The following is a 22,350-nucleotide window of genomic DNA, read 5'->3' on the forward strand; positions in this document are numbered from 1 at the left end:
TAAGGCACACGAAATTTGTTAAAATGCGGGTCATATTGCTATGACTTTGAGATACCTGTGTCCTTATTTATTTGTCCACTTTGTCAGTCGCCACTACAGCCTACTGCAGATACTTGGCGCTGTGATGGTAGTTTGCACCCCAAGCAAACCTCGCACCCGTTTGATGTGGCTCGCCAAGGTTACGTCAACCTGTTGCCTGTACAGCAGAAGAAATCAAAAGCACCTGGCGACAGTCAAGAATCTATCAATGCCCGCAAGCGATTTTTGAACCATGGTCACTATGCGCCGTTACAGAATCTGATTTTCCAAAAGATGGCAGCGTTACTGTCAAAAAGTGAGGCCACAGAGGTGAAAGATACCAAGTCTGTGAATTGGCTTGATATTGGTTGCGGCGAAGGCTACTACACGCAAGCAATGGCGCAAATAGGCACGAATGCCATAGACACGCTCATAGCGGCGGATATCAGTAAACCTGCATTGGTGGAATTGGCTAAAGTGAGTAAAGCGGCAGGTCGTCTTTGGTATCAGTGCAAGAATACTAACGCTGCCAAGACGACGGTGATTTATCCATTAGTGACCAGCGCCGCGCATCTACCGTTACGCTCTCATAGTGTGACAGGTATTAGCAGTATTTTTAGTCCTATTTTGCCTGAAGCGTTCGCTGAGGTATTGACTGATGATGGCTATTTAATCATTGCCAAACCAGATGCCGGACATTTAGCGACGATGCGAGAGGCTTTGTTTGATGATGTGCGTGAGCATGATTCTGATAAGTTTTTGCACGAGTTGGCACCATACTTTACGTTGATTGGGACTGACCATGTTAGTACAGAGATGGCATTATCAGCGGATGATTTGGCTGATTTAATGACCATGACCCCATATGCCTACCGCGCACGTAGTGAAAAAAGACAAGCGTTGCTGACAGCAGTAGAGAAAGCATCATTTAAAACAGAGGCAAAATTCGTGGTTTATATTTTGCAAAAAAAGGCGTCCAGTTGAGCGCCTTTTAATATTTTTGTTACGCCATCCATTGATCAGTATTCTTGTAGTAGCCAACCGCTACCAAAGGCAAAATACTCACGAAACCATGCATTGTAGCGAATAGACAGCGGTGTTGAACTGGCAAGCGTGATTGGTTGCGCGTAACCTTGATGGCGAGCTATAGCAGCCGCGCGGATAGTATGAAAATCGCTAGTGACAATCGCGACGGGTGCCTCTTTGTCAATACCATGCTGTTCAAGTATGACTTGACTGTAGGCCAGATTTTCTTCAGTACTGGTGCTTTTACCTTCTTGATAAATACGATCTAGTGGAATGTCATGTGCTTGCTGCAAGTAAGTCGCCATGATGTCCGCCTCACTGCGCGTGCGCTCATACCCCACACCGCCACTCGTAATAATGAGCGCCTGTGGCTGCTGCTCGATCAGTCGTGCGGCCGTATCTAAGCGACTAGCTAAGGTAGGTGTAGGCTTACCATCGACCGTCCCAGAACCTAGTACAATAATAGCCGCTACAGGTGGCAAATCTTGTCTGCCCTGTGCAATCTGCTGCTGCAATGAATAAAAAAAGACTAAAAAGCTAACGAGCCATAATCCAAACATTAGCCACAATCCGTACCAAATACGCCGCAATAAAGGATTGTTGGAAAGTATTTTCGTAATTAAGGGCGCAAACAGTCCATGGCCTACAAAAACCACGCCTATCAGAAAAGGCAGCACTGTACCAAAATTAATCTTATCAACAGCCATCAAAGCAACGCAGTCGATAATCAGTATCGCCCCAAGTACGGTTAATAAAACACGTAATAACCCACACATAAATTTGTTATCCAATCAGCGCTGACAGAAGAGTCGCACTGTATATAGTTGTCAGATGCTAAGCGCTATAAATTCTTTGTACGCCTGCCAAAAGCATCATACATAGGCTGATCGGTTCAGTCGATACCAGCCAATAGTGCAACTCTGTAGTTTTTTACCGTTTAGTGTATGAATGCGCTTAGCAGTGGTAACAATCGCAACCTTTCTTCAAGTTTCATAAAGCTACTTAATACGAGAACCAGTTATCATTTTCTTTGTCGATAGAGCGATGCTTTATCGTGATACTTCATAAGGTATCTTTAATCATAATTTATTAATATGAATTAAATTAGGAAAAACAATGAAAAAGATAATAGTAAGTTCGATTCTAGCCGCTACTGCTTGTTTGTCGATGGTTAGCCAAGCCAATGCTGCACCAAATTATTCACAACATCATGCGTCTCAAGTACAACACCAAAAACATGGTAACAAGGCAGATAGTAAGCATAAAGTTGTCAAAAATAAGGCGAAGGATTCTCACTATAGATCAAAGGCGGCAGCTACTAAATATAAGGTGAAAGGTAAATATCAAGGTAAAAATACTCACGAACATCGTTCTTAAGACTAACCTTCGATAATCCAAAAATGACGCCTTAAATGGGCGTCATTTTTTAATAGTATATACAGTAAAAAAAGAGACCATTAATTGGTCTCTTTTTTTTTGTTAATCTCTTATATTAAATTTTATTTCGAGTCGTCTCGCCATTAACTAATCTCAAGATATTGAATGGATTTCCATCCTTTAATGCTTCTGGCAGTAAGCTTTGAGGGTAGTTTTGATAGCACCTATATGTCAAAAGTAGTAAACAATTCGGCCACGCTTTGACATAGTTACAAAATATTTTACCTTGTAAACACAACATAAGTTACGTTTTATCAGCATAAATCATTTAGACAGGACGCGGCGGACTGTGTCACCATTTTTTACGACATTATTCAATAAATAACGACCTCGATAACGTATTTGGAAAACCTGAAGGACTTATTATGAAAAACATATCAACATTAAAAAAATCATTAGTAGTAGCATTGAGTGTCGCCACCCTTAGCGCAGCTGCTATTCCAATGAGCCAAGCGGCCACGTCAATGAATGAAACCGTCACGGCTTCGCAGAGTAAAATCAGCCTAGAGCAAGCGATGGTTCTCGCCAATAAGGCGGTAGCAGGCAATATTATTAGTGCAGGCTTTGATCAAGAAGATCGTATGGAAAATAACCATTATGAGATTAAAATTATTGCCAATAACAATGAGCAAGAAGTCATCGTAAATACCAATACAGGCGAAGTGATAAAAGATGAGATGGAGCGTTTAGATAGAGATGACTTGGCCGAATATAACGCCATGAAACAAGCAAAAACTAGCCTATCGCAAGCCATAAAAAATGCCAATACAATGCTAAACGGTACAGTGCTTGAAGCTGAGTTTGACATGGATGCTAATAAGCCTGTTTATAAGATTGAAATTGGTAAAGGCAATCAAGTTCATTACGTCGTGGTCGATAGCTTGACGGGTAAGGTTTTGAGTAGTCATGTGGATCATGACGATTAATTATTGATAGCCCATATCGATTTTTTGCCTCAAGCAACTTTTTAGTGGTTTGGGGCATTTTTATGAATTATTTCTAATCATGAGCTAATATCATCGACACGGCTGAGTCATCTACAATTGGAATATTAACTATAGGTAAATAACAAGCATAAAAAAGACGCTAGACGCGTTATTTATAAAGGTTTTCAGAGGTATTTGGGAGTGTTGGGGATAAGCTAGGAAAGCTGATATTTGAGACGATTTAATAAGATTGGCGGTGAAGGAGGGATTCGAACCCTCGATACGCGATTAACGTATACACACTTTCCAGGCGTGCGGTTTCAGCCACTCACCCACTTCACCGTTTTTTGAACGCCTAAGTATAGCGGATACCATTTAAAATGTCACGACTTGCACGCTATCTTTCTTTATTGCTAACTGCCTGCTAGGATAGCAGATACGCAATGATGAGTATAAATGGTTGAAAGTTGAATGATAAGTTTCCGTGAGCGCACATATGGGCTTAAACACAGCATGCTAATGACTGTCATGACAGTTGCAATAGGTATCACTCAGGCGCATGCTGATGATTTCACGCAGTGCAGCCAATCTTTTTATGGTGGTATCTATCCTGAATTTACCAACACCAAGCTAAGTAATAAGACACAAGCATTATGCATGGATGGCTTTGCCGTTATGTACTCTGGTGTATCACGCACACCGCTGTGGTCAGCAGAGCATCTAGATCGCACACGTCTGCAGCAAGCCAAACAGATCGACCGTGAAGATAGCTTCCATGAAGAAAGCAAGCTCCCAGAGTCAGCACGCGCGTCATTATCTGATTATTCAGGCTCTGGTTATGATCGCGGACACCTAGCACCAAATGCCGATATGGCAACGCGCAGCCAACAGTATGATAGCTTCAGTCTGGCCAATATCGCGCCGCAGTCACCACGTAACAATCGTTATATTTGGCGTAATATTGAGTCTGCTACTCGGTATTTGACGCAGCAATACGGTGAGGTTTATACCATTACAGGTGTCGCGTTTACCAATAAAAAAACTAAGCAGCTCGCCAATCGTGTGCTTGTACCCAGCCATTTTTTCAAAGCAGTGTATATACCCGCGACCAATCAAGCAGGGGTATATTACGCACCAAATGACGAGTCGGAGCGCATCGATGTTATTAGTATCGATGAGCTGACCGCTGAAACCGGTATCGATGTCTTGCCGATGTTGGACATTCAAACCAAGCGAGAAGCATTGGATTTGCCATTGAAGGCAGGTGAGAGTTCAGACACAATTGATACGCCCGCTCAGGAGCCGGATTGGATGCTATTTGTCTGGGCTATTTTGGAGTGGTTACTTGCACAGCTAAAGGCATAGAGCAAAACGTAGAATACTTGTTGGGTTTTAAATACACCATAAGGATGATCACATGATTGACCCATTCGCCAATAATCACCAGAGCATGCAGGTTGGTGATCTTGTTATCGAAAACCAAAAGGACAAAGTCATCATCTATGGTGATATTGACCTGACTTTGGATGCATCCGGATATGAACACGCTCAGCAATTGCATGAGCTAATGAGTCGGGTCATAAACGCATTTGAAAGCAAAAACCTTTATAGTAATAATGATGATAAGTCAAAAGAAAATGATGACCAATCGGGCAAAGATATCGACAATCCCTTCTTGTAAGTCTTTGATATGGTTTTATTTTATAGAAATAATAAAGTATAAAAAAATTACTAGGCAAAGTCGGAAAATTGCTTATAATGAGTCAAGACATCGCTTATGTCGCTCAAAATCTTTGATAAAGAGTTATGAGCAATATCGATAACCTACGCTTTATAAGTAGAGAGTCGTAAAGCTTGTAATAAAAGATTCTAGCAAAGGATAAGCATAGGACATCAGAAACATAATGTTTCGAGCAATCATTGTATGAAGGGAGTCAATCTATGAAATTATTTACAAAAACCACTTTGGCAGTTGCTGGTATTAGTGTTGCTAGTATGGCATTTGCCGCTGATCCATTAGCCAATACTACTTGGCAGACATACGACGATGGTGAGCCAAAAGGCACGGTAAAAATCACTGAGTCAAACGGCGTGTTAACCGGTACACTTATTGCTGCCAATACGGCTAAAGGCAAAAAGCATGTTGGTACGACGGTCATCAAGGGTCTGAAGTCTGATGGTAACGGTAAATATAGTGGTGGTACGATTACTGATCCAGCAAAAGGTAAAGATTATCGTATGACTGCAACTCTAAACGGTAACTCGTTAAACATAAAAGGTTATATCGGTCCATTCTCACGTAGTCAAGTATGGAAAAAGAAATAAATCCATAAAGAACCTAACTATTAAGTCTGAACCTGATAGATAAAAATCCCGCATTACCGAAAGGTTTTGCGGGATTTTTTATACTTCTTATTTTATCGTTTTAAGAAAGGGGATTGCTTGATGACTAGAGTAATAAACGCTGACACTACGGTAAGTAGTATCAGCGTATCGAATGATAGGGTTTAGACTATTGAGAAATCTTATCTGATAAATTCTGGATAAGCTTCCATACCACATTCTGCAATATCAGCACCTTCATATTCATCTTCTTCAGAGATACGGATACCGATGACTGCTTTGAGGATTCCCCAAACGATCAAGCTAGCGATGAATACCCAAGCAAAGATGGTCGCCGCACCTACAATCTGACCGATAAAGGTAGAGGCTGGGTTGGTAATTGGTACGATTAGTAGACCAAACAGACCAACCACGCCATGAACTGAGATTGCACCCACTGGATCATCAATTTTGATTTTATCTAACGCTAAGATTGATAATACGACGATGACACCAGCGATAACACCAAAAAGAGTGGCTTGTAGCGCAGAAGGGGTTGATGGCTCTGCAGTAATGGCGACTAGGCCTGCTAATGCACCGTTTAGGAGCATGGTTAGATCTGCTTTGCCAAAGATGATACGAGCGATTATCAGAGCGCCTACAGCACCGCCAGCGGCAGCAGCATTGGTGTTCAAGAATACCATGGCGACAGAGTTGGCACTGGCGATATCGCCAAGTTTAAGTACTGAACCACCGTTGAAGCCGAACCAACCCATCCATAGGATTAGCGTACCAAGCGCTGCCAGTGGTAGGTTAGCACCAGGAATCGCACGTATCTCACCGTTAGGACCGTATTTACCTTTACGTGACCCTAAGAGCAATACACCTGCTAGAGCAGCAGCAGCACCCGCCATATGGACGATACCAGAGCCTGCAAAGTCAGAGAAGCCCATGTCACCTAGGTTAAATAACCCAAAGACATCGTTTCCGCCCCAAGTCCAACTGCCTTCTAATGGATATATAACACCAGTCATGACAACAGCAAATAATAAGAAAGCCCATAGTTTCATACGCTCAGCGACAGCACCTGAAACGATTGACATACAAGTCGCTACAAAGACTACTTGGAAGAAAAAATCTGATGCTGCAGAGTAGACAGAGTCACCACCAAAGCCATTTTCGGCAGAGGCTGCTAACGCGTCTTCTACCAAGGTATCGCCGCCTGCAATTCCGCTCAAGAACAGATCGCCACCATACATAATAGCGTAGCCGCATATCATATACATGATACTGGCAGTTGCAAATAGCGCGACATTCTTAGTTAAGATTTCGACCGTATTTTTTGATCGGACCAGTCCGGCCTCTAACATAGTGAAGCCGGCTGCCATCCACATGACCAACGCCCCACAGATCAAAAAGTAAAACGTATCGAGCGCATACTGGAGCTCAAAGATTTGACTTTCCATTTAAATTCCCCTTGAATTTACGATATAGATATCGGTGTGACCGATAGATAAAAATGCAGTAAGAGCCTTTCCCTATAAATCGATGTTTATAGATATGGCCTCAAATCTAGATAGCATCAGGTCCGGTTTCGCCCGTACGGATACGAATGACTTGCTCAAGCGCAGTGACGAAGATTTTGCCGTCGCCAATCTTGCCAGTGCTGGCGATACGAGTGATTGCTTCAATAGCAGGTTCGACCATCTCGTCGATCACAGCGACTTCGACTTTTACCTTAGGTAAAAAGTCCACCACGTATTCTGCGCCGCGATAGAGCTCTGTGTGACCTTTTTGACGACCGAAACCTTTGACTTCAGTGACAGTAACACCTTTAACACCGATGTCAGAAAGCGCTTCACGCACATCGTCGAGCTTAAACGGTTTTAAGATCGCAGTGATTAGCTTCATAAAAAATTCCTTATTTGTGTGATGCCGCAGATTGATAGAGGCATTATGGTGCATCGTCGTATCTCTGCTTTGCTTACGGTAAGTTATTCAAGAACTGTGCCAACCTACTCAAGGGGGAGGTAGAATTGGGTTTATTTATTCAAAAATAACCGCGGTTGCAACAGAGCATATGAGTGACGATGTAATGATGAGAGCCATCATTATAAACATAGTGAAAGTGAATCAACCTTTAGCGTTTGGTTAATGAAAACTTTATTATAACCAACTTTTTAGGTGCTTGGGGAGGCTATCCCTCTATTTCATGTGACGATTTGCTAACTTGAGTTTAGTAATAAAATGAACGTTTGATGACAGCTGATTAAAGCTAAATAGAGGAGAAGTCGCGGTAAGCGGCAGAGACCAAGAGAGTCGCTGGTGCTCTGCGCTTAAATAGATAGGCTATGTTAGTGTAGATAAACCGACGCTTAAGCCTTAGGAAAAAGGAGATATGGTGTTTTAGTGCTTCCCAGTAACTTCTTAGTATCGCTGCCTTGTAGCAACCCACGTAAACGCGACTGGCCAAACGCGCCTGTTATGAGTAGGCCGATATCGTTCTGGTCTTGGTAGTAATTTAAAGCCGCCGCAACATCACGGCAGTCTAATAATGTTTTTTTAGATTTGATGCCTGCTTGCTTGAGCTTCGCGTATGCTTCACGCAGGGCATCACAGTTATCAGAAGTTTCTTTACCGATCATGACAATATGAATGGTCAAGGCACGTACGAGCGGGGTCTTACACAACCAATTAAGTAACTTATGGCATGTTGGACTGTTGTCAAAAGCAAATAAAGCGGTAGTAGGGGGCAAAAATGGTGCATGTGTCACCAAAATGGGGCAGTGGCTGACCCTAATCAGTTGTCCTAATGTCGATTTGCACGTGACATGATGACCGATAACGATCAATTGTGCCTTGTCATCGACGTAATCGATACTCTGGTTCAGGTTTTCATGACGATGCAAGGTATAAGTTTTGAGCTTATGAGGCTTTTGCTCGCAATACGTGGTTGCTTGAGACAGTAGCAATCTGCCCTGTGCTTTTAGCTCACAGTTGCTCAAATGCTCTTTGGTTGTGAACTGCTCAAGCAAGGCATTTTCATCATCGATATTGAGGCAACCAGAATAGTTGACTGCAGCTTTTTGCTGTAAGCTTGGGACTGAGTGTAATAGTCCTACAGGCGCGCGCAAGCGAATAGAAGCCCACATGCTGGCCTCTAATACAGCTTGAACATGATCAGGACAGTCCAAGCAAGCAATGACACTATCTGGTTTTAAGTTACTCATAAAACGGCCACATCATTCTAATCATAAAAATCAGCCACTCAGTTTAGGGCTAAGGCATCATGTACATACCCAACGCTTTTGACCAACGCAGCTGTCTATTTATCCATCGATTCACAAATCATTCATCGATTCACAAAACCTTGCCATACATCAATGACAAGGCAGACGCAGATTTGCTTAATCTAATAAGCCAATATCTCGGCGATCGTGAACAGAGAAGCGGTCAATCAGTGTTCGACTCGCATTGTTGAGTCCTACCACTTTGACATCAATACCTTCACGTTGCAAGCGCATGACCAGCTTGTCCAAAGTATCAACAGCACTGATGTCCCAAAAATGAGCATGGCTGACGTCAATTTGAATGCTGTCTACCGCTTCTTTGGTATCAAAGCTATTCAAAAACTGTGTCGTAGAGGCAAAGAACACCTGCCCTTGAACATAATAATAACGGGTATTGCTATTATCATCGTACTCACTGAATATGGTTAAGAACTGACCAATCTTATTGGCAAATGCTAAGGCAGATAGCAACACGCCAACACCAACGCCATAAGCTAAGTTGTGCGTAAAGACAGTGGTCAATACCGTCGCTAGCATCACTATATTGAATGACATAGGATGCGTTTTGAATTCACGAATAGATTGCCAGTTAAACGTGCCAATCGATACCATAATCATGACAGCAACGAGGGCTGCCATTGGGATTTGGCTGACCCATTCACTTAAGAATACCACCATGATGAGCAGTACCACACCTGCGATCAAGGTAGAAAGGCGCGTGCGTCCACCAGATTTTACATTAATCATTGACTGACCAATCATCGCACAGCCTGCCATACCACCGAAGAAACCTGACACCACGTTGGCTATGCCTTGACCACGGCACTCTTTGTTCTTATCACTTGGCGTATCGGTTAGCTCATCGACAATCGTTGCAGTCATCATAGACTCTAGTAAACCCACAATGGCAAGCGCAATAGAATAAGGCGCAATAATCAGCAATGTATTTAGGTTTAATGGAATATCCGGCAACAAAAACACAGGCAACGAATCTGGCAAATCACCCATGCTACCGACGTTACGAATATCAAGATTCATATACATCGCAACAGCCGTCAACCCAACGATACAAATCAATGGTGACGGAATGATGCGACCGATTTTAGGGATAAGTGGAAACAGGTAGATAATCCCCAAGCCTACAGCGGTCATGATATAAACAGTCATACCGACACGCTCGGTCATAGGATTCAGTTCTGGTAACTGGGCGGCGAATATCAGTATTGCCAATGCATTGACAAAGCCAATGACGACTGAGCGCGAGACAAAGCGCATCAAATTACCAAGCTTTAGAATGCCCATGACGACCTGAATGACGCCGCACAGCAAGGTTGCAGCCAGTAAATACCGCAAACCATGGTCGGCAACCAAATCGACCATGACTAAGGCCATAGCACCCGTTGCTGCCGAAATCATACCTGGACGACCACCAACAAAACTGATCACGACCGCGATACAGAATGAGGCATATAGGCCGACTTTTGGATCAACACCTGCGATAATAGAAAAGGCAATGGCTTCTGGAATAAGCGCCAAGGCGACAACCAAGCCCGATAAAACGTCACCGCGAACATTGGAAAACCACTCGTCACGCAAGTTATCAATAAAAGATGTCATAAGTAAACTACATAGGGTTAGAGGCAAAAAAAGTAATCATTACTCATTTATAAAATGATCGCGTCGCTAATAATAGCTATTCATCTTTCTTTTACGTCAACATGTACTGGATCATGTTGCTGTGTTGGAGTGTGAAAGGTCAATAATAAGTATGTCTACTGATTTTTTTTAGTATCACGAATACGCTCATCAATAATCAATACGATGATAAGGACAGTAAAATTACCTAAAAATATGGTTTGAATCAGGTTGCTTAAAATAGGCTATAAAAAAATACCTATCATAAGACATAGAATCAGCAATCGCTTGCTGCAGTAGAGGGTGATAAAAAATCTGCCAAATCATGACTACTATCTGGCATATCATTATCACACACGAATCTTTGCTAAAGAGACGTGACAATAGCGCGATAAATGTGACAACATGCTAAACTAAAACAGTCAGGCGAAACGCCTTGTCACATAACAATGTCACATATCAATCAAGCTAACTATTATAGCATTAGCCACTGAATATAAAAACAGGCGAATAATAGCACAAAGTCATAAAAAATCAGTACCGAAATATGAACGATACCGTTATGATGCTTGTCATCTTGGCGGTGTCATTTAGAGTCGCTGTACGCTCAGTTTGCTTGACGCCATTTTGCTCGTTCAATAGAAGGAATAGATATGACCGCTAATACCGCAACAGAAACCTTAATCCATAAAGGCAACGGTCTACAGGTCGTGGTCGGTTTGGGACAGTCTGGGTTATCGGTCGCGCATTATCTTGCCAAGCAAGGCTATCGAGTAGCGGTAACAGATGCACAAGCCGCGCCTAAATTGACGGAGCAACTGCCCGCTGAGATCGAGGTTCGTCAGTTTGGTGCGATTGACGCAGAGCTCTTACAACAAGCGGCACGCATTATTATCAGCCCAGGCATTTCGCTCGAAAATGATGCAATTGTAGCCGCGCGCCAAGCAAATATTCCAGTAGTTAGCGATATTCAGCTATTTTGCGAAGCCTGTACTGCACCGATAGTGGCGATCACAGGCTCCAATGCTAAAAGTACCGTAACGACCTTAGTTGGACAAATGGCGGTAGATGCTGGCGTCAATGTTGGTGTTGGTGGCAATATTGGCGTGCCAGCACTGACTTTGCTTGATAATGCGGATATGGAGTTGGCAGTGCTGGAGTTGTCTAGCTTTCAGTTAGAAACTGTCACTAACTTGGGGGCAAAAGTAGCAACTGTCCTCAATATGTCACCTGATCATTTAGATCGTCACGGTGATATGCTTGGCTATCATCAAGCCAAGCATCGTATCTTTCAAGGTGCCAAGTCAGTAGTCATTAACCGCGAAGATGCACTCACCCGTCCATTGGTCGCAGACAACCTACCCAGAATCAGTACGGGTATCCATGCGCCCGATAAAGGTCAGTACGGTCTCATTACAGACACAGAAGGCCAAACTTATCTTGCACGCGGTACAGAAAGATTACTGTCCGCAGACAAACTGTTGATTAAAGGGCGTCATAATCTGCTAAACGCGCAAGCAGCTTTAGCGCTTGGTGAGCTTGCAGGTTTGCCGCTTGAGAGTATGCTCGAGACGTTACAGCAATTCACAGGTCTTAAGCATCGCTGCCAGTATGTAGGAAGCTTTGCTAATATCGACTATTTTGATGATTCTAAAGGCACCAATATCGGCTCGACCATGGCTGCTATCGAAGGGCTAGGCGCGGTCTACGCACCAAAAGATGGTAAGCTATTATTGATTTTGGGCGGACAAGGTAAAGGTCAGCAGTTTGGTGAGTTGACGCCCTTTATGAATCAGTACGTCAGCCAAGTGCTGTTTATTGGGGAGGATGGCAAGCAAATTGAGCAGCATTTACGCGCAACGAAATTAAGCGATGATGTCACATTGCACCAATGCCAAACATTAGAAAACGCCTTTGTCACTATTCAGCAAGTCACTGCTAGCAGCCTATCGCAAGTGCAAGCGGTATTGTTATCACCTGCCTGTGCCAGTTTTGATCAATACAGTGGCTACGCGGCTCGCGGTGAACACTTCAGTCGATTGGTTGCTCAGTTAGATACGGCACAATCAGATAGCACTATTATCAGTTAAAATTTTTAAATGGCTATAGGCTCGAATAGGCCAGCATAGATGGTGTAGTAGCACGTGAGTTACTTATTAACCAGAGCAGCATTTCTCGTATAAATGATTGTTTTGCTTATAAATTGCTGCTACTGTCAACCGTAACGACTCTGATTGCTAGATAAATGATTGCTCAAGCATTTTTTGATGGTTGAAGGTTTTTACCATCGTCTATCTAGTAAGATTTATTTTATGATTTTTTAAACGGTGGCGTTTCATAGACGCCGTGTTTTTTCGTTTGTTAGTGTATATAAAATTATGGCGCTCTCTTCTTTTTTTCGTTCTTCGCCCAAAACCAAGCAAGCCTCTGGCTCAGACGGTGTCCTTTCTATGCCATCAGCGCGCGCAATTTTATTATCGAGCGTCGGCTGTATCATGGTACTCAGTCTGCTGATGGTGGCTTCTGCTTCTATTCCTTTTGCGCTCAGTCGCGGTATGACGGAGCTGTATTTTTTCAATAATCAGCTACTGTATATGACGATTGGGTTAATCGTCGCCATTATCCCTTACTATGGTGTGTCTTTACGGACGCTCTATAAGACTGAAACTCAGTTTCTTTTGTTGGGTATCACCGGTATCTTGCTGGTGGCAACGCTGTTTAGTACGCCCATTAACGGCTCTAAACGCTGGCTCACGCTAGGAGGCTTTAACTTTCAGGTAGCAGAGTTGGCCAAGCTGGTCATGATTGTGTTTGTCTCTGATTTTGTGGTGCGCCGCTCTTTTGAGGTTCGTAATGGCCTAGATGGATTTTTACGCATTATGCTAGTGGTGGCACTGATAACGATACTGCTATTGTCGCAGCCAGATTTCGGTTCTTTTGTCGTTATTTTGGGGACGCTGTTCGCGATTTTTTATATCGCTGGAGCACCTTATAAGCACTTCTTAGCATTAGGTGCGGCTGCCGTTGGTGGCGCAGTGTTGATGGTGACCACGGCAGAGTACCGACTGGTGCGTGTGATGTCGTTCATGGATCCGTTTGATGATGTGCAGGATACCGATTATCAGCTGGCACGTAGTCTGATTGCTTTTGGCCGTGGACAGTTTACTGGGGTTGGCTATGGCGAAAGTGTGCAAAAACTGTCGCATTTGCCTGAAGCGCATACCGACTTTTTATTGGCGATTACGGGTGAAGAGTTGGGCTTTGTTGGTGTCAGTATGGTATTGATACTCGAAGCACTGATTATCGGTAGTGCGATGCGTATCAGCTACAACGCACTAAAACGTCGCCAGATGCGCATGAGCTATACTGCGTTCGGTATCGGTGTGATGTTTATTGCACAGACGATTATTAATGCGGCGATGAACATGGGTGCTATTCCTACCAAAGGCCTCACCATGCCATTCTTTAGTTATGGCGGTTCTTCAATGTTAATCAGCTTAGTGATGGTGGCTTTATTATTGAAAATATATAAAGAAAGTCCCGAGATTGAAAAAAGCCAATGCCGCTACTACTAAAAAGTTTAAGTTAGTCTATACATTCTATGATCAAGCACTAAAAAAGCGCCGCAAACAGTGGCGCTTTTTGCTATCTGTCTTTTGTGAATTACTTTTTAGTTATCTTCAATAAGGCGAATTCAACTGCTGTTTTCCTTGTAGCGGCGTATTGTCCCATTGAGCAATTGCTTGCTTGAGCATATTCTCTGGTATATCAATATCGATCTTTGGTTGCTGCAGGAGTTTTAAGGCATCAGCAATCAGCTGGCTTGGGTCTGAGGTATCAATTGGCTGTGCAAGATTTTGCTTAGAGAGCTTTTGACCATCAGCATTGTTGATTAATGGCAGATGATACCAATGGTCGATGGTTGGCAGTTGTGCCGCCTGCATGATACTGATCTGTGCTGTGGTCATGGGTAAAATATCTAAACCACGCATGATATGAGTCACCTGTTGTAGGCCGTCATCAATGCTGGCTGCCAGTATATAATTGATCATGCCGTCTTGACGACGAGCCACCATATCTCCTAGTGTCTGCTGCGGATTGTCCCATTGCAGTCCTTGGATACCATCGTGAAAGCCAATTTTATAGTCTGGTAGCTGTATACGTAATTTATGCTGTTGTCTATCAAGGCCGGATGCAACACAGCGTCGTGGGTAACGCTGTCTGTTTGGCTGCGTTTGATTGCATGGTTGTGTTAAGTCCGCATTATTGTGATGTCTATTAATTTCCTCTTGCGCCCAATATTGCTCTAAATCTTTGCGTGAGCACTGGCAACCATAGGTCAATGGGCGTAATGATGAAGACAAGTATTCGTTATAAATATCAATACGTTCAGATTGATAAATGACATCACCGTCCCAGTGCAACCCAAGCACCTCTAAGTCCATGAAAATCTGTTCAGTGAACTGTCTATCACAGCGCTCGGTGTCGGTATCTTCGATACGCAGCAGCCACTGCCCACCAAGCGATTTGATATGGCAAAAGCTTGCAAGTGCCGTGGTTAAAGAACCAAGGTGCAACTCACCCGTTGGTGAAGGCGCAAAGCGGCCAATAGGCTGGGATGATTTGGTGTGAGATGGCGTGTCAGTAGGAATAGTTTTCACAATAAATGGCTATCGATAAAAATAATATAGATAGAATAATAAAAATTAGGTTCAAAAGATATTTATTAAATGAGATTGTTTCGTGAGCAAGGGCAACATTTCACCAATGCTTTATCAGTCATATACTCAATACAGAGTAGGGGGAGCGTTTGCGTGAAGAGGCGGTCGTCTAAACGGTCATCTAAAATGCAAAAAGCGACCACTCATAGGGTCGCTTTGTTTTACAGTCATCTTAGTTCTACCTGATTTAAGCGCCTTGGTTTTGGCGTTCTTTAATCTCAGACAAAGTCTTACAGTCGATACATTGGGTCGCTGTTGGACGTGCTTCAAGACGGCGCAAACCAATCTCTACGCCACAAGTTTCACAAAATCCATAATCATCATTTTCGATTTCTAGCATAGACTTGTCAATTTTGCGGATAAGTTTGCGTTCACGGTCGCGTGTGCGCAAGGCTAGCGCAAACTCTTCTTCTTGAGTTGCACGGTCATTGATATCAGGCATGGCGCTTGATTCGTCTTGGATGTAGTTTTTGGTACGATCCGCTTCGCCAATCAGTTGGTTTTTCCATTCCAACAAAATCGCCTTAAAATGCTCTAACTGTGCATCAGACATATACTCTTCGTCTGGGGCTGGCACATAAGGAGTAAACTTGACTTCACTTGGATTTGTGGTCACGGTGCTCATATGGGTATCCTACTTTTTCAAATTAATTCAATAAAACGACGTATCAAAAGACAAGACGTTATTAGTTTTACAAACGCTATAATTTGTCCCTTTATCAAACGTTTTACCACTTGGTAACACAAGTAACACAGCTGATCAAATAATATCGTTATGTTGGCCTATCGGTATCGACACACCATTGCTTAGGTATACTGCGATGCAACATCTTGGTTCAATAGCATGGTTGCAATCATGTGGTAAATTACTGACTGTGAAAAACGATCTTAGCTACTATATTGCTGACTAATGTGAGATATCAGGTCATTTCGCTTCATTTTACAAGTTGTATCATTGTTTTTAATAATAATGAAGTTATTTTTTATACTGATCTCATTTTTTCTTAATCTACTCTCTAGCGCCACTTCAATTAATAGGTGCTAAATCCTTGAGGTGTAAGCGCTATAGCTATTTTATGCACCAATAAATATGGGCATTAAGTATCCAGTCTTTCAATCCAGCTTGCAACCTTTCCATTGTTGGCTAATTGCAACCAGCGGTAACCAGGCGAACACGCTTCGTCGTAAGCAAAATCATGCGAATAAGGTTTGAATTGATAGCAGGTAGATGGCGTGCTATAAACAGTCACACCTTGGCGATAACGAATCTGCTCTTGGTGAGTATGACCGCTAATAATCACCTGTAAATGCTCAAAAGGCGCCATATACTCCCAAAAAGTTTCAGCGTTTTGCGCCATATGGGTGTCAATCCAGTCAGAATCTACTGGGATGAGGTGATGGTGTAGGGCGATAAGCGCAGGCTTATCACATGCCTCAAGCTGTTTGCATAACCAATCAATATCTGTGGTGGTTATCTCACCTGCCACTTTCCCTGTGATAGACGAGTCTAATAACAGTAGCTGCCAGTGATCACTCTCAATGATGTGCCGACTGAGTAAGCGTGAGTCAGCAGGCTGGGCAATGAGTGTCCGCTGAAAAAATGGCAAATCTTCACCATTCTCATCAGTCACATCGTGATTGCCAGCGATACATACAAAAGGAATTTGGGTTGCCTGTAGTACGGCAAAGATATGGTCATAGGTGGCGGGCTTTACTTTACTGACCAGATCGCCAGTCACGATAATCAAATCACAGCGAATATCTTCATTCAGTGCTTGCTGTAGTACAGCTTCAAAATTACGCTGACAATCCCCCACCTCATTGACATGACTACTGTCAGTATCAGCAGCGACAGGCGTAGATAGATGCAAATCAGTGATTTGTAAAATATTTATCTGTTCATCGGACGTGCTGATTTTATTGACAGGATAGTTCGGCATTGGGTCGGTCCCTTATCGAATCAAAACAATGGTCATTGTGAGAACGAGTATGGATAAATGATCTACTATTTTCAAAATTATATTAATCTGTTATTAACACTAATTAATGACGAGTCATATAGTGAATCGGTACAAACAATGGTAAAGCAAGTTTATAACATAAAGCGAATGAAAGCTCTAGTAATATTAATGAAATAAAGTTGACTAAAGGAAATGTATAATGCTGCTATAGCCTATATATCAGCACGCTAGCGCGCTGACCGAAATTTTATTTTGGCTAGCTTGGAAACAATTAACGCGATAAAAAACAATATCGCTAATATCAATACGATAGAGAGTCCAGTCTGGATATCTAGCCAGATACTTCCCCACACGCCGAGCGTCACGCCGAGCTGCGCAATGATAAATGCTGTGACCACCATTTGCTTTGGCGATGAAGACCATAAGCGTGCCGTCAGTGCAGGTAATACCAATAAACCGCTGATCAATAAGCTGCCAACAGCCTGTAGCGCAATCGCACAAAACCCTGCAAGAACGCCCATAAAAAATAGTCGCTGGCGGGTCGGATTAATGCCTTGAATGCGTGCCAATGCTTCATGAGTCGCAAGTTTTATTTGGGTGGGCCAAATATACAACAGTAGCCCCAACCCAGCCAGTACGCTACCAGCGAGTAGTGGTAAATCCGCCCAGTCCAGCTCAAGTAAGTTGCCAAATAAAAACCCCAGGACATTGGCTTGTTGATTGGTCAGCTGCGTTAAAGTCAATAGCCCCAGACACAACAGCGTTACGGCAACCACCGCAAGCACGGCATCGGCTGGCAGACGGTCATCATCCATCAGTACCAGACACAGCACCACCGCTGCACTAACCAACGCCACACCTATACCCATGGGCAACTGCCACCAAGCAGCAAGTGCGACTCCAAGCAAGGTACCATGTGCTAAAGCATCGGCAAAGAATGCCATGCGTCGCCACAAGACTAAGCATCCTAAAGGCGCTGATAGTAGTGCTAAAATACTGCCAGCGATCCAAGCAGGTGCAATAATGGCTAACCAAGCGGTCATAAGAAGTGTCCGTAAAATTTTTATAAGAAAAAGTTAGTGCTGTCTATCGGTCTGGTAAAGCTAGCTTTAACGAGTTTGATGTCAGCTATTTTAGATTTAGATCATCATTGTTTTTGGTCATTATCGTTATAACTCGCTTGGTGCATGATGCTCGCAAGCATGTGGCTGATGCACATACGGCTGCTCATAATGATGACCAAATAGCTTTTGAAACTCAGAGCTGATAGCAAGCTCGCTTGGTTGTCCTTCACAGCAAATGTGCTTGTTGAGACAAATGACACGGCGACTGCCTTTCATCACCCAGTGCAAATCATGCGATACCACCAGCATCGCACAGCGTAAGAAATCCGGCAGCTCATCGATAAATTGATATAACCAAACCTCGGTGTCAGGATCGAGACCCTGCATCGGTTCATCTAGAATAAGCAAATTTGGCTTATCTAATAGCGCCCTCGCCAGTAGTACTCGCTGCGTCTCACCACCTGACAAGTGCAGCATTTGTCGTGACAACAAATGCGTTAGTGACAAATTATCAAAGATAAACTGTCGCTGCTCAGAAGTGAGACGCTTCTTATCTGCTTGCCCCAACAAATCGCAGACACGCAGCGGCAATATGGGCGGCACAGTAAATCGCTGCGGCACATAGCCAAGCTGTAGCTGTTGATGGGCTGTGATACTGCCTTTTGTGGATTCGATCAGACCCAAAATAAGCTTGACCAACGTTGACTTACCGGCACCATTAGGTCCGATAATACTAACGGTTTCATTGATTGCAATATCAATATCAATATGTGAGAGCAAACGTTGGTGCCCGATATGGTAACTGACGTTGTTCAAGCTCAGCAGTTTGCCAGCTTCATTCGTGGGACTACTATTCACAATAGCAGTAGTTGATTGGTTAGAGGGTGAGGTAGACAGGCTCATAGGATGACAACGAATAGGTGAATAGATAATACAAATAAACAATCAATGACAGTGACATACTTCTCAAGCAACCAAAGAGCCTGAATCAATCTTACTGGCAAACTTGGCAACGACCGCTAAGCTCAATAACACTACGCTCAACCGTAAAACCAACATCTTGCTCAGCGAAACTCATCATTTCTTGTACTGGTAAGCTGCTACATTCCTGAACTCGCTGACACTGATCGCAGATTAAAAAGGCAGCCGTGTGTTGTGCTCTGGGATGGCAGCAAGGAACATAAGCATTGATAGACGTTAATTGATGAATCAAACCTTCACTTAGTAAAAACTCTAAGCTGCGGTAAACCGTTGGCGGCGCAACATTTTTTGGTGCTCGCTTTTTGGTTGATGGTTTTTCTACAGATTGCTTTGATAAGCCTGATGCTTTTAGCGTATCACCATCATCCATTTCAAAGAGACGCATCTGCTGCAATTGCGTGATTAAGTCATAAGCACCAACAGGTTGATCAGACTCTAAAACCAGCTGATATATCTGCTGGCGCAAAGGGGTAAAACGTGCCCCACTCAGACGACAGTGCTCTTTTGCTGCTGCTAAGCGTTCAATAACGTCATGCGGAGTCAAATCTTGCACATCATGTAAATGTTCGCAATTCGATGAGGTAGTAGACATAGTACAGGCTCCCAAAAATAGCATGGTAATCGCATGACGTTTTTTATGATAGCGTTTTTTATTGTTATAGTATAACATAATAAACGTAGAATCGAATCAGTTGTCTTACCTCTCTTATATATAATGATCATTTTTTATCCAATGATGCGGCACGACACTGTGATTCATAACTTTGTTACTCACTCATTAAAGAGCTTACCATGAACTCTGTTTTTACTTATTTACGACGCTCAATCATTACGTTACAGCGCTTACTGATTACAGGATTGGTAGTCTTAGGCTCTTTTACATTAAGCGCGCACGCAGCAACGGTCAGTGTCAGCAATCATCCCATGTTTTTACTCAGCCAAGCTGTGACGGAAGGCACGCCTTCTGCTAACCAAATTTTACAAGCTGGCGATGTGGGGCACCATGGTAGTATTAGTCCAAGTGATAAGAAAGCCATTCAAGACAGTAAATTTGTGGTTTGGTTTGGTCCCTCATTAGAGAACAGCCTGACTGGCAGTTTAGAGATGGCACCTAATGCCATTGACCTGTTTGCTTTTGATGCTTTTACTCGACATCCTCTTCGTGATATTCAAGGAAAACCTATTGCGGGCACATTCGACCCACATATCTGGCTTGATCCTGAAAATGCAAAGGCCATTACTCGTGCCTTAGCTGTTATTCATAGCCATGCCAATCCAAAGTATAAAAGTACCTACCAAGCCAACGCCAAAAAGTTTGCACAGCGTATGGACAATGCTGTAGCGAAGATACAGCAATCCACACAAAAACAGCGTCCTTACTGGGCCTATCACGACGCCTATCAATATATTGAAAGTGCCACACAAATAAAGCTGGCAGGTAGCTTAAGCCCAGACCATCACCTTGCCCCAAAAGCAAGTCAATTGCGCTGGCTTAATGACAATCGTCCAGCCAAACAAATGTGCTTGGTCAATCAAAGCACCGCTAGCAAAGGATTGCTTGCCAAATTGCAACCTATCAATACCACTGTCCAAATCGAAGACATGAGCGATAGCGAAGACTTTGTAGAAGGATGGACAGCAATGGCTCAGCAAATCCACCAATGCATATCTTAGAATAGGAAGCCATTCGTTAGGGTTGTTTTAGAGGCTAAAGTTTTTAAAAAGAGTGAGACAGCTGTTTTTCAAGTATCTGGTACGGCTACGTAACATAGCAATACCAGTGGGTTGCGTTAGGTGACTGATAAAAGTCATATTTTACTTGCTTAATAGTGGCTGTCTCCTTATAATAAGTGGCGTTTTATTTTGGTTTAAAGGTAATGCCTGTAGAGTAAGTCATTTACGGATAAAAGTGTCGCAAGTATGCTATATTATCCCAATGCTGAAAGGCTATAGGAATATCGATGACCAAGCCTGCCAAACGCACGCAAAAAGATAAAATAGGCATCTATATCAAACGGCAAGCATGGATATTGTTTATCCTTATCATTATTGCTTGGATGATAGATACGATTTGGTTACGTAGTGAGCTTACTGTAGCAAAGAGCGTCGCCATTGGTGCACTGCTCAGTTTCACGACTCAAGCCGTTTTTGCTTTTTTTATCTTTTGGTACACTGGATATCGCGCGCGCCAACATATCGTTAGCCAGCTATATCGAGGTCAAATGGCTAAATGGCTGTTGACTGTGTTTGGTTTCGCACTAATTTTTATTACCGTACAACCCCTATCTGCGCCTGCGCTGTTTATCGGTTTTATGGTAATGCAAATTAGTCACAGTTGGATGTTGTGGCATATACGCTAGCGCTAATAAATGATCACTACATAGATAATTTATTCATAGTACTGGCAAGTCACCCTGCCGTCCAACTTCTCTATGACTAGTTCAGAAAGTCAAAGTACAAAACTGTCCCACGACAGCACCAATGATTATAAAAATCGAAGTATGAGCCTCTATGTCAGGCGCAGTATGCAACGACACAGTGATGGGGTAGAGCTGACCAAGCTATTAACCTCACTGATGATTAAATTTTTACAGTTTAGTTATGGACGACTAACTATATTAGTAGCCGTTATTGTCAGCTAACTTATTCATACAGTGGATAATAAAATCATAATTGACTTTACACGAATACAACGCTGCATTAATATAGGCAGCTAAATATTTTGTTTATGAGCGCTACACTAAGCGCCGGTCGTAAAAAATGGCCAGTAGACAAGCACATATATAATAATTTTGCGTATACATGCAAGGGCTATTACTGAGTTATCATAAGCCCTTTTTTGATAGCTAAAATTTATGTCAAGTTATCAAATATAGCATTAGTAATAGAACTATGGGTTGGATGTTGTTGGTTACATGGGTGCTTTTAGTATGATTTATTTGTTTGCTTAATTGCAAGGCAAATAGAAA

Annotated in this window: 21 protein-coding genes, 1 tRNA gene and 1 pseudogene; 10 read left to right on the forward strand and 13 right to left on the reverse strand. The window is 42.9% G+C overall.

Translation table 11 applies throughout. From position 1 onward, the window contains the following. The first annotated feature begins 51 nt into the window (after positions 1-51). Positions 52-1,002, forward strand: a complete 951-nt coding sequence (locus ACHUET_RS08115) for a putative RNA methyltransferase (protein WP_394212159.1) — start codon at positions 52-54, stop codon at positions 1,000-1,002. 35 nt (positions 1,003-1,037) lie between these two features. On the opposite strand, the gene ACHUET_RS08120 is transcribed toward ACHUET_RS08115, so the two are convergent. After that, positions 1,038-1,820: a YdcF family protein gene (locus ACHUET_RS08120; protein ID WP_394212032.1), complete on the reverse strand. Its 783-nt coding sequence runs from the start codon at positions 1,818-1,820 to the stop codon at positions 1,038-1,040. A gap of 340 nt (positions 1,821-2,160) precedes the next feature. Here ACHUET_RS08120 and ACHUET_RS08125 point away from each other — a divergent pair, with 340 nt between their 5' ends. Next, positions 2,161-2,421: a hypothetical protein gene (locus ACHUET_RS08125; RefSeq protein ID WP_394212034.1), complete on the forward strand. Its 261-nt coding sequence runs from the start codon at positions 2,161-2,163 to the stop codon at positions 2,419-2,421. Between the two features lie 115 nt (positions 2,422-2,536). Here the strand turns inward: ACHUET_RS08125 and ACHUET_RS08130 are convergent. Further along, positions 2,537-2,644 (reverse strand): annotated as a pseudogene (locus tag ACHUET_RS08130) (ketoglutarate semialdehyde dehydrogenase); the annotation flags it as partial. A gap of 202 nt (positions 2,645-2,846) precedes the next feature. Here ACHUET_RS08130 and ACHUET_RS08135 point away from each other — a divergent pair. Continuing rightward, complete coding sequence (locus tag ACHUET_RS08135; RefSeq protein ID WP_394212036.1) at positions 2,847-3,407, forward strand: PepSY domain-containing protein; 561 nt, start codon at positions 2,847-2,849, stop codon at positions 3,405-3,407. Positions 3,408-3,658: 251 nt separating this feature from the next. Here the strand turns inward: ACHUET_RS08135 and ACHUET_RS08140 are convergent. After that, positions 3,659-3,749 (reverse strand) — tRNA-Ser (locus ACHUET_RS08140). Between the two features lie 186 nt (positions 3,750-3,935). On the opposite strand from ACHUET_RS08140, the gene ACHUET_RS08145 reads away from it, so the two are divergent. The 3 genes from ACHUET_RS08145 (at position 3,936) to ACHUET_RS08155 (ending at position 5,732) form a co-directional block, all read left to right on the forward strand. After that, complete coding sequence (locus ACHUET_RS08145; protein ID WP_394212038.1) at positions 3,936-4,772, forward strand: DNA/RNA non-specific endonuclease; 837 nt, start codon at positions 3,936-3,938, stop codon at positions 4,770-4,772. Positions 4,773-4,824: 52 nt separating this feature from the next. Then, complete coding sequence (locus tag ACHUET_RS08150; RefSeq protein ID WP_371532810.1) at positions 4,825-5,088, forward strand: hypothetical protein; 264 nt, start codon at positions 4,825-4,827, stop codon at positions 5,086-5,088. Positions 5,089-5,348: 260 nt separating this feature from the next. Then, positions 5,349-5,732, forward strand: a complete 384-nt coding sequence (locus ACHUET_RS08155) for a DUF2147 domain-containing protein (protein ID WP_371532811.1) — start codon at positions 5,349-5,351, stop codon at positions 5,730-5,732. A 200-nt stretch (positions 5,733-5,932) separates the two neighbouring features. On the opposite strand, the gene ACHUET_RS08160 is transcribed toward ACHUET_RS08155, so the two are convergent. From ACHUET_RS08160 to ACHUET_RS08175, 4 genes are all read right to left on the reverse strand, one after another. Beyond that, positions 5,933-7,195 (reverse strand): ammonium transporter, encoded by a 1,263-nt coding sequence (locus ACHUET_RS08160; protein ID WP_201601505.1) that lies wholly within the window; start codon positions 7,193-7,195, stop codon positions 5,933-5,935. A gap of 106 nt (positions 7,196-7,301) precedes the next feature. After that, entirely contained in the window at positions 7,302-7,640 is a 339-nt protein-coding gene (locus tag ACHUET_RS08165) for a P-II family nitrogen regulator (RefSeq protein WP_010197981.1), read from the reverse strand. Positions 7,641-8,104: 464 nt separating this feature from the next. Next, positions 8,105-8,959, reverse strand: a complete 855-nt coding sequence (locus ACHUET_RS08170) for a universal stress protein (protein WP_394212041.1) — start codon at positions 8,957-8,959, stop codon at positions 8,105-8,107. A 177-nt stretch (positions 8,960-9,136) separates the two neighbouring features. Next, on the reverse strand, positions 9,137-10,636 hold the full coding sequence (locus ACHUET_RS08175; RefSeq protein ID WP_394212043.1) for a SulP family inorganic anion transporter: 1,500 nt from the start codon (positions 10,634-10,636) through the stop codon (positions 9,137-9,139). A gap of 671 nt (positions 10,637-11,307) precedes the next feature. On the opposite strand from ACHUET_RS08175, the gene murD reads away from it, so the two are divergent. Together murD and ACHUET_RS08185 are read left to right on the forward strand one after the other, a co-directional pair. Beyond that, a complete protein-coding gene (gene murD / locus ACHUET_RS08180) occupies positions 11,308-12,744 on the forward strand; it encodes a UDP-N-acetylmuramoyl-L-alanine--D-glutamate ligase (protein ID WP_394212045.1) in 1,437 nt (478 codons plus the stop codon). A gap of 288 nt (positions 12,745-13,032) precedes the next feature. Further along, positions 13,033-14,229 (forward strand): FtsW/RodA/SpoVE family cell cycle protein, encoded by a 1,197-nt coding sequence (locus tag ACHUET_RS08185; protein ID WP_394212047.1) that lies wholly within the window; start codon positions 13,033-13,035, stop codon positions 14,227-14,229. A 105-nt stretch (positions 14,230-14,334) separates the two neighbouring features. Here ACHUET_RS08185 and gluQRS read toward each other — a convergent pair whose 3' ends face one another. From gluQRS to ACHUET_RS08215, 6 genes are all read right to left on the reverse strand, one after another. Next, positions 14,335-15,315 (reverse strand): tRNA glutamyl-Q(34) synthetase GluQRS, encoded by a 981-nt coding sequence (gene gluQRS, locus ACHUET_RS08190; protein WP_394212049.1) that lies wholly within the window; start codon positions 15,313-15,315, stop codon positions 14,335-14,337. 247 nt (positions 15,316-15,562) lie between these two features. Then, on the reverse strand, positions 15,563-16,000 hold the full coding sequence (dksA, locus tag ACHUET_RS08195) for an RNA polymerase-binding protein DksA (protein ID WP_201601517.1): 438 nt from the start codon (positions 15,998-16,000) through the stop codon (positions 15,563-15,565). A gap of 472 nt (positions 16,001-16,472) precedes the next feature. Beyond that, a complete protein-coding gene (locus ACHUET_RS08200; protein ID WP_394212051.1) occupies positions 16,473-17,315 on the reverse strand; it encodes a metallophosphoesterase in 843 nt (280 codons plus the stop codon). 248 nt (positions 17,316-17,563) lie between these two features. Further along, positions 17,564-18,379 (reverse strand): metal ABC transporter permease, encoded by an 816-nt coding sequence (locus ACHUET_RS08205; protein ID WP_394212053.1) that lies wholly within the window; start codon positions 18,377-18,379, stop codon positions 17,564-17,566. Between the two features lie 126 nt (positions 18,380-18,505). After that, positions 18,506-19,303 (reverse strand): metal ABC transporter ATP-binding protein, encoded by a 798-nt coding sequence (locus ACHUET_RS08210; RefSeq protein WP_394212055.1) that lies wholly within the window; start codon positions 19,301-19,303, stop codon positions 18,506-18,508. Between the two features lie 91 nt (positions 19,304-19,394). Beyond that, the gene (locus ACHUET_RS08215) at positions 19,395-19,973 is read right to left on the reverse strand and encodes a Fur family transcriptional regulator (protein WP_394212057.1); all 579 of its coding nucleotides are present in this window, start codon (positions 19,971-19,973) and stop codon (positions 19,395-19,397) included. Positions 19,974-20,173: 200 nt separating this feature from the next. Between ACHUET_RS08215 and ACHUET_RS08220 the strand changes: the two genes are divergently transcribed. After that, the gene (locus tag ACHUET_RS08220) at positions 20,174-21,055 is read left to right on the forward strand and encodes a metal ABC transporter solute-binding protein, Zn/Mn family (protein WP_394212059.1); all 882 of its coding nucleotides are present in this window, start codon (positions 20,174-20,176) and stop codon (positions 21,053-21,055) included. A 287-nt stretch (positions 21,056-21,342) separates the two neighbouring features. After that, positions 21,343-21,741 (forward strand): ATP synthase subunit I, encoded by a 399-nt coding sequence (locus ACHUET_RS08225; RefSeq protein WP_394212060.1) that lies wholly within the window; start codon positions 21,343-21,345, stop codon positions 21,739-21,741. Positions 21,742-22,350: the final 609 nt, after the last annotated feature.

This window comes from Psychrobacter piscatorii (genome assembly GCF_043641605.1).
Lineage (GTDB): Bacteria > Pseudomonadota > Gammaproteobacteria > Pseudomonadales > Moraxellaceae > Psychrobacter > Psychrobacter piscatorii_C.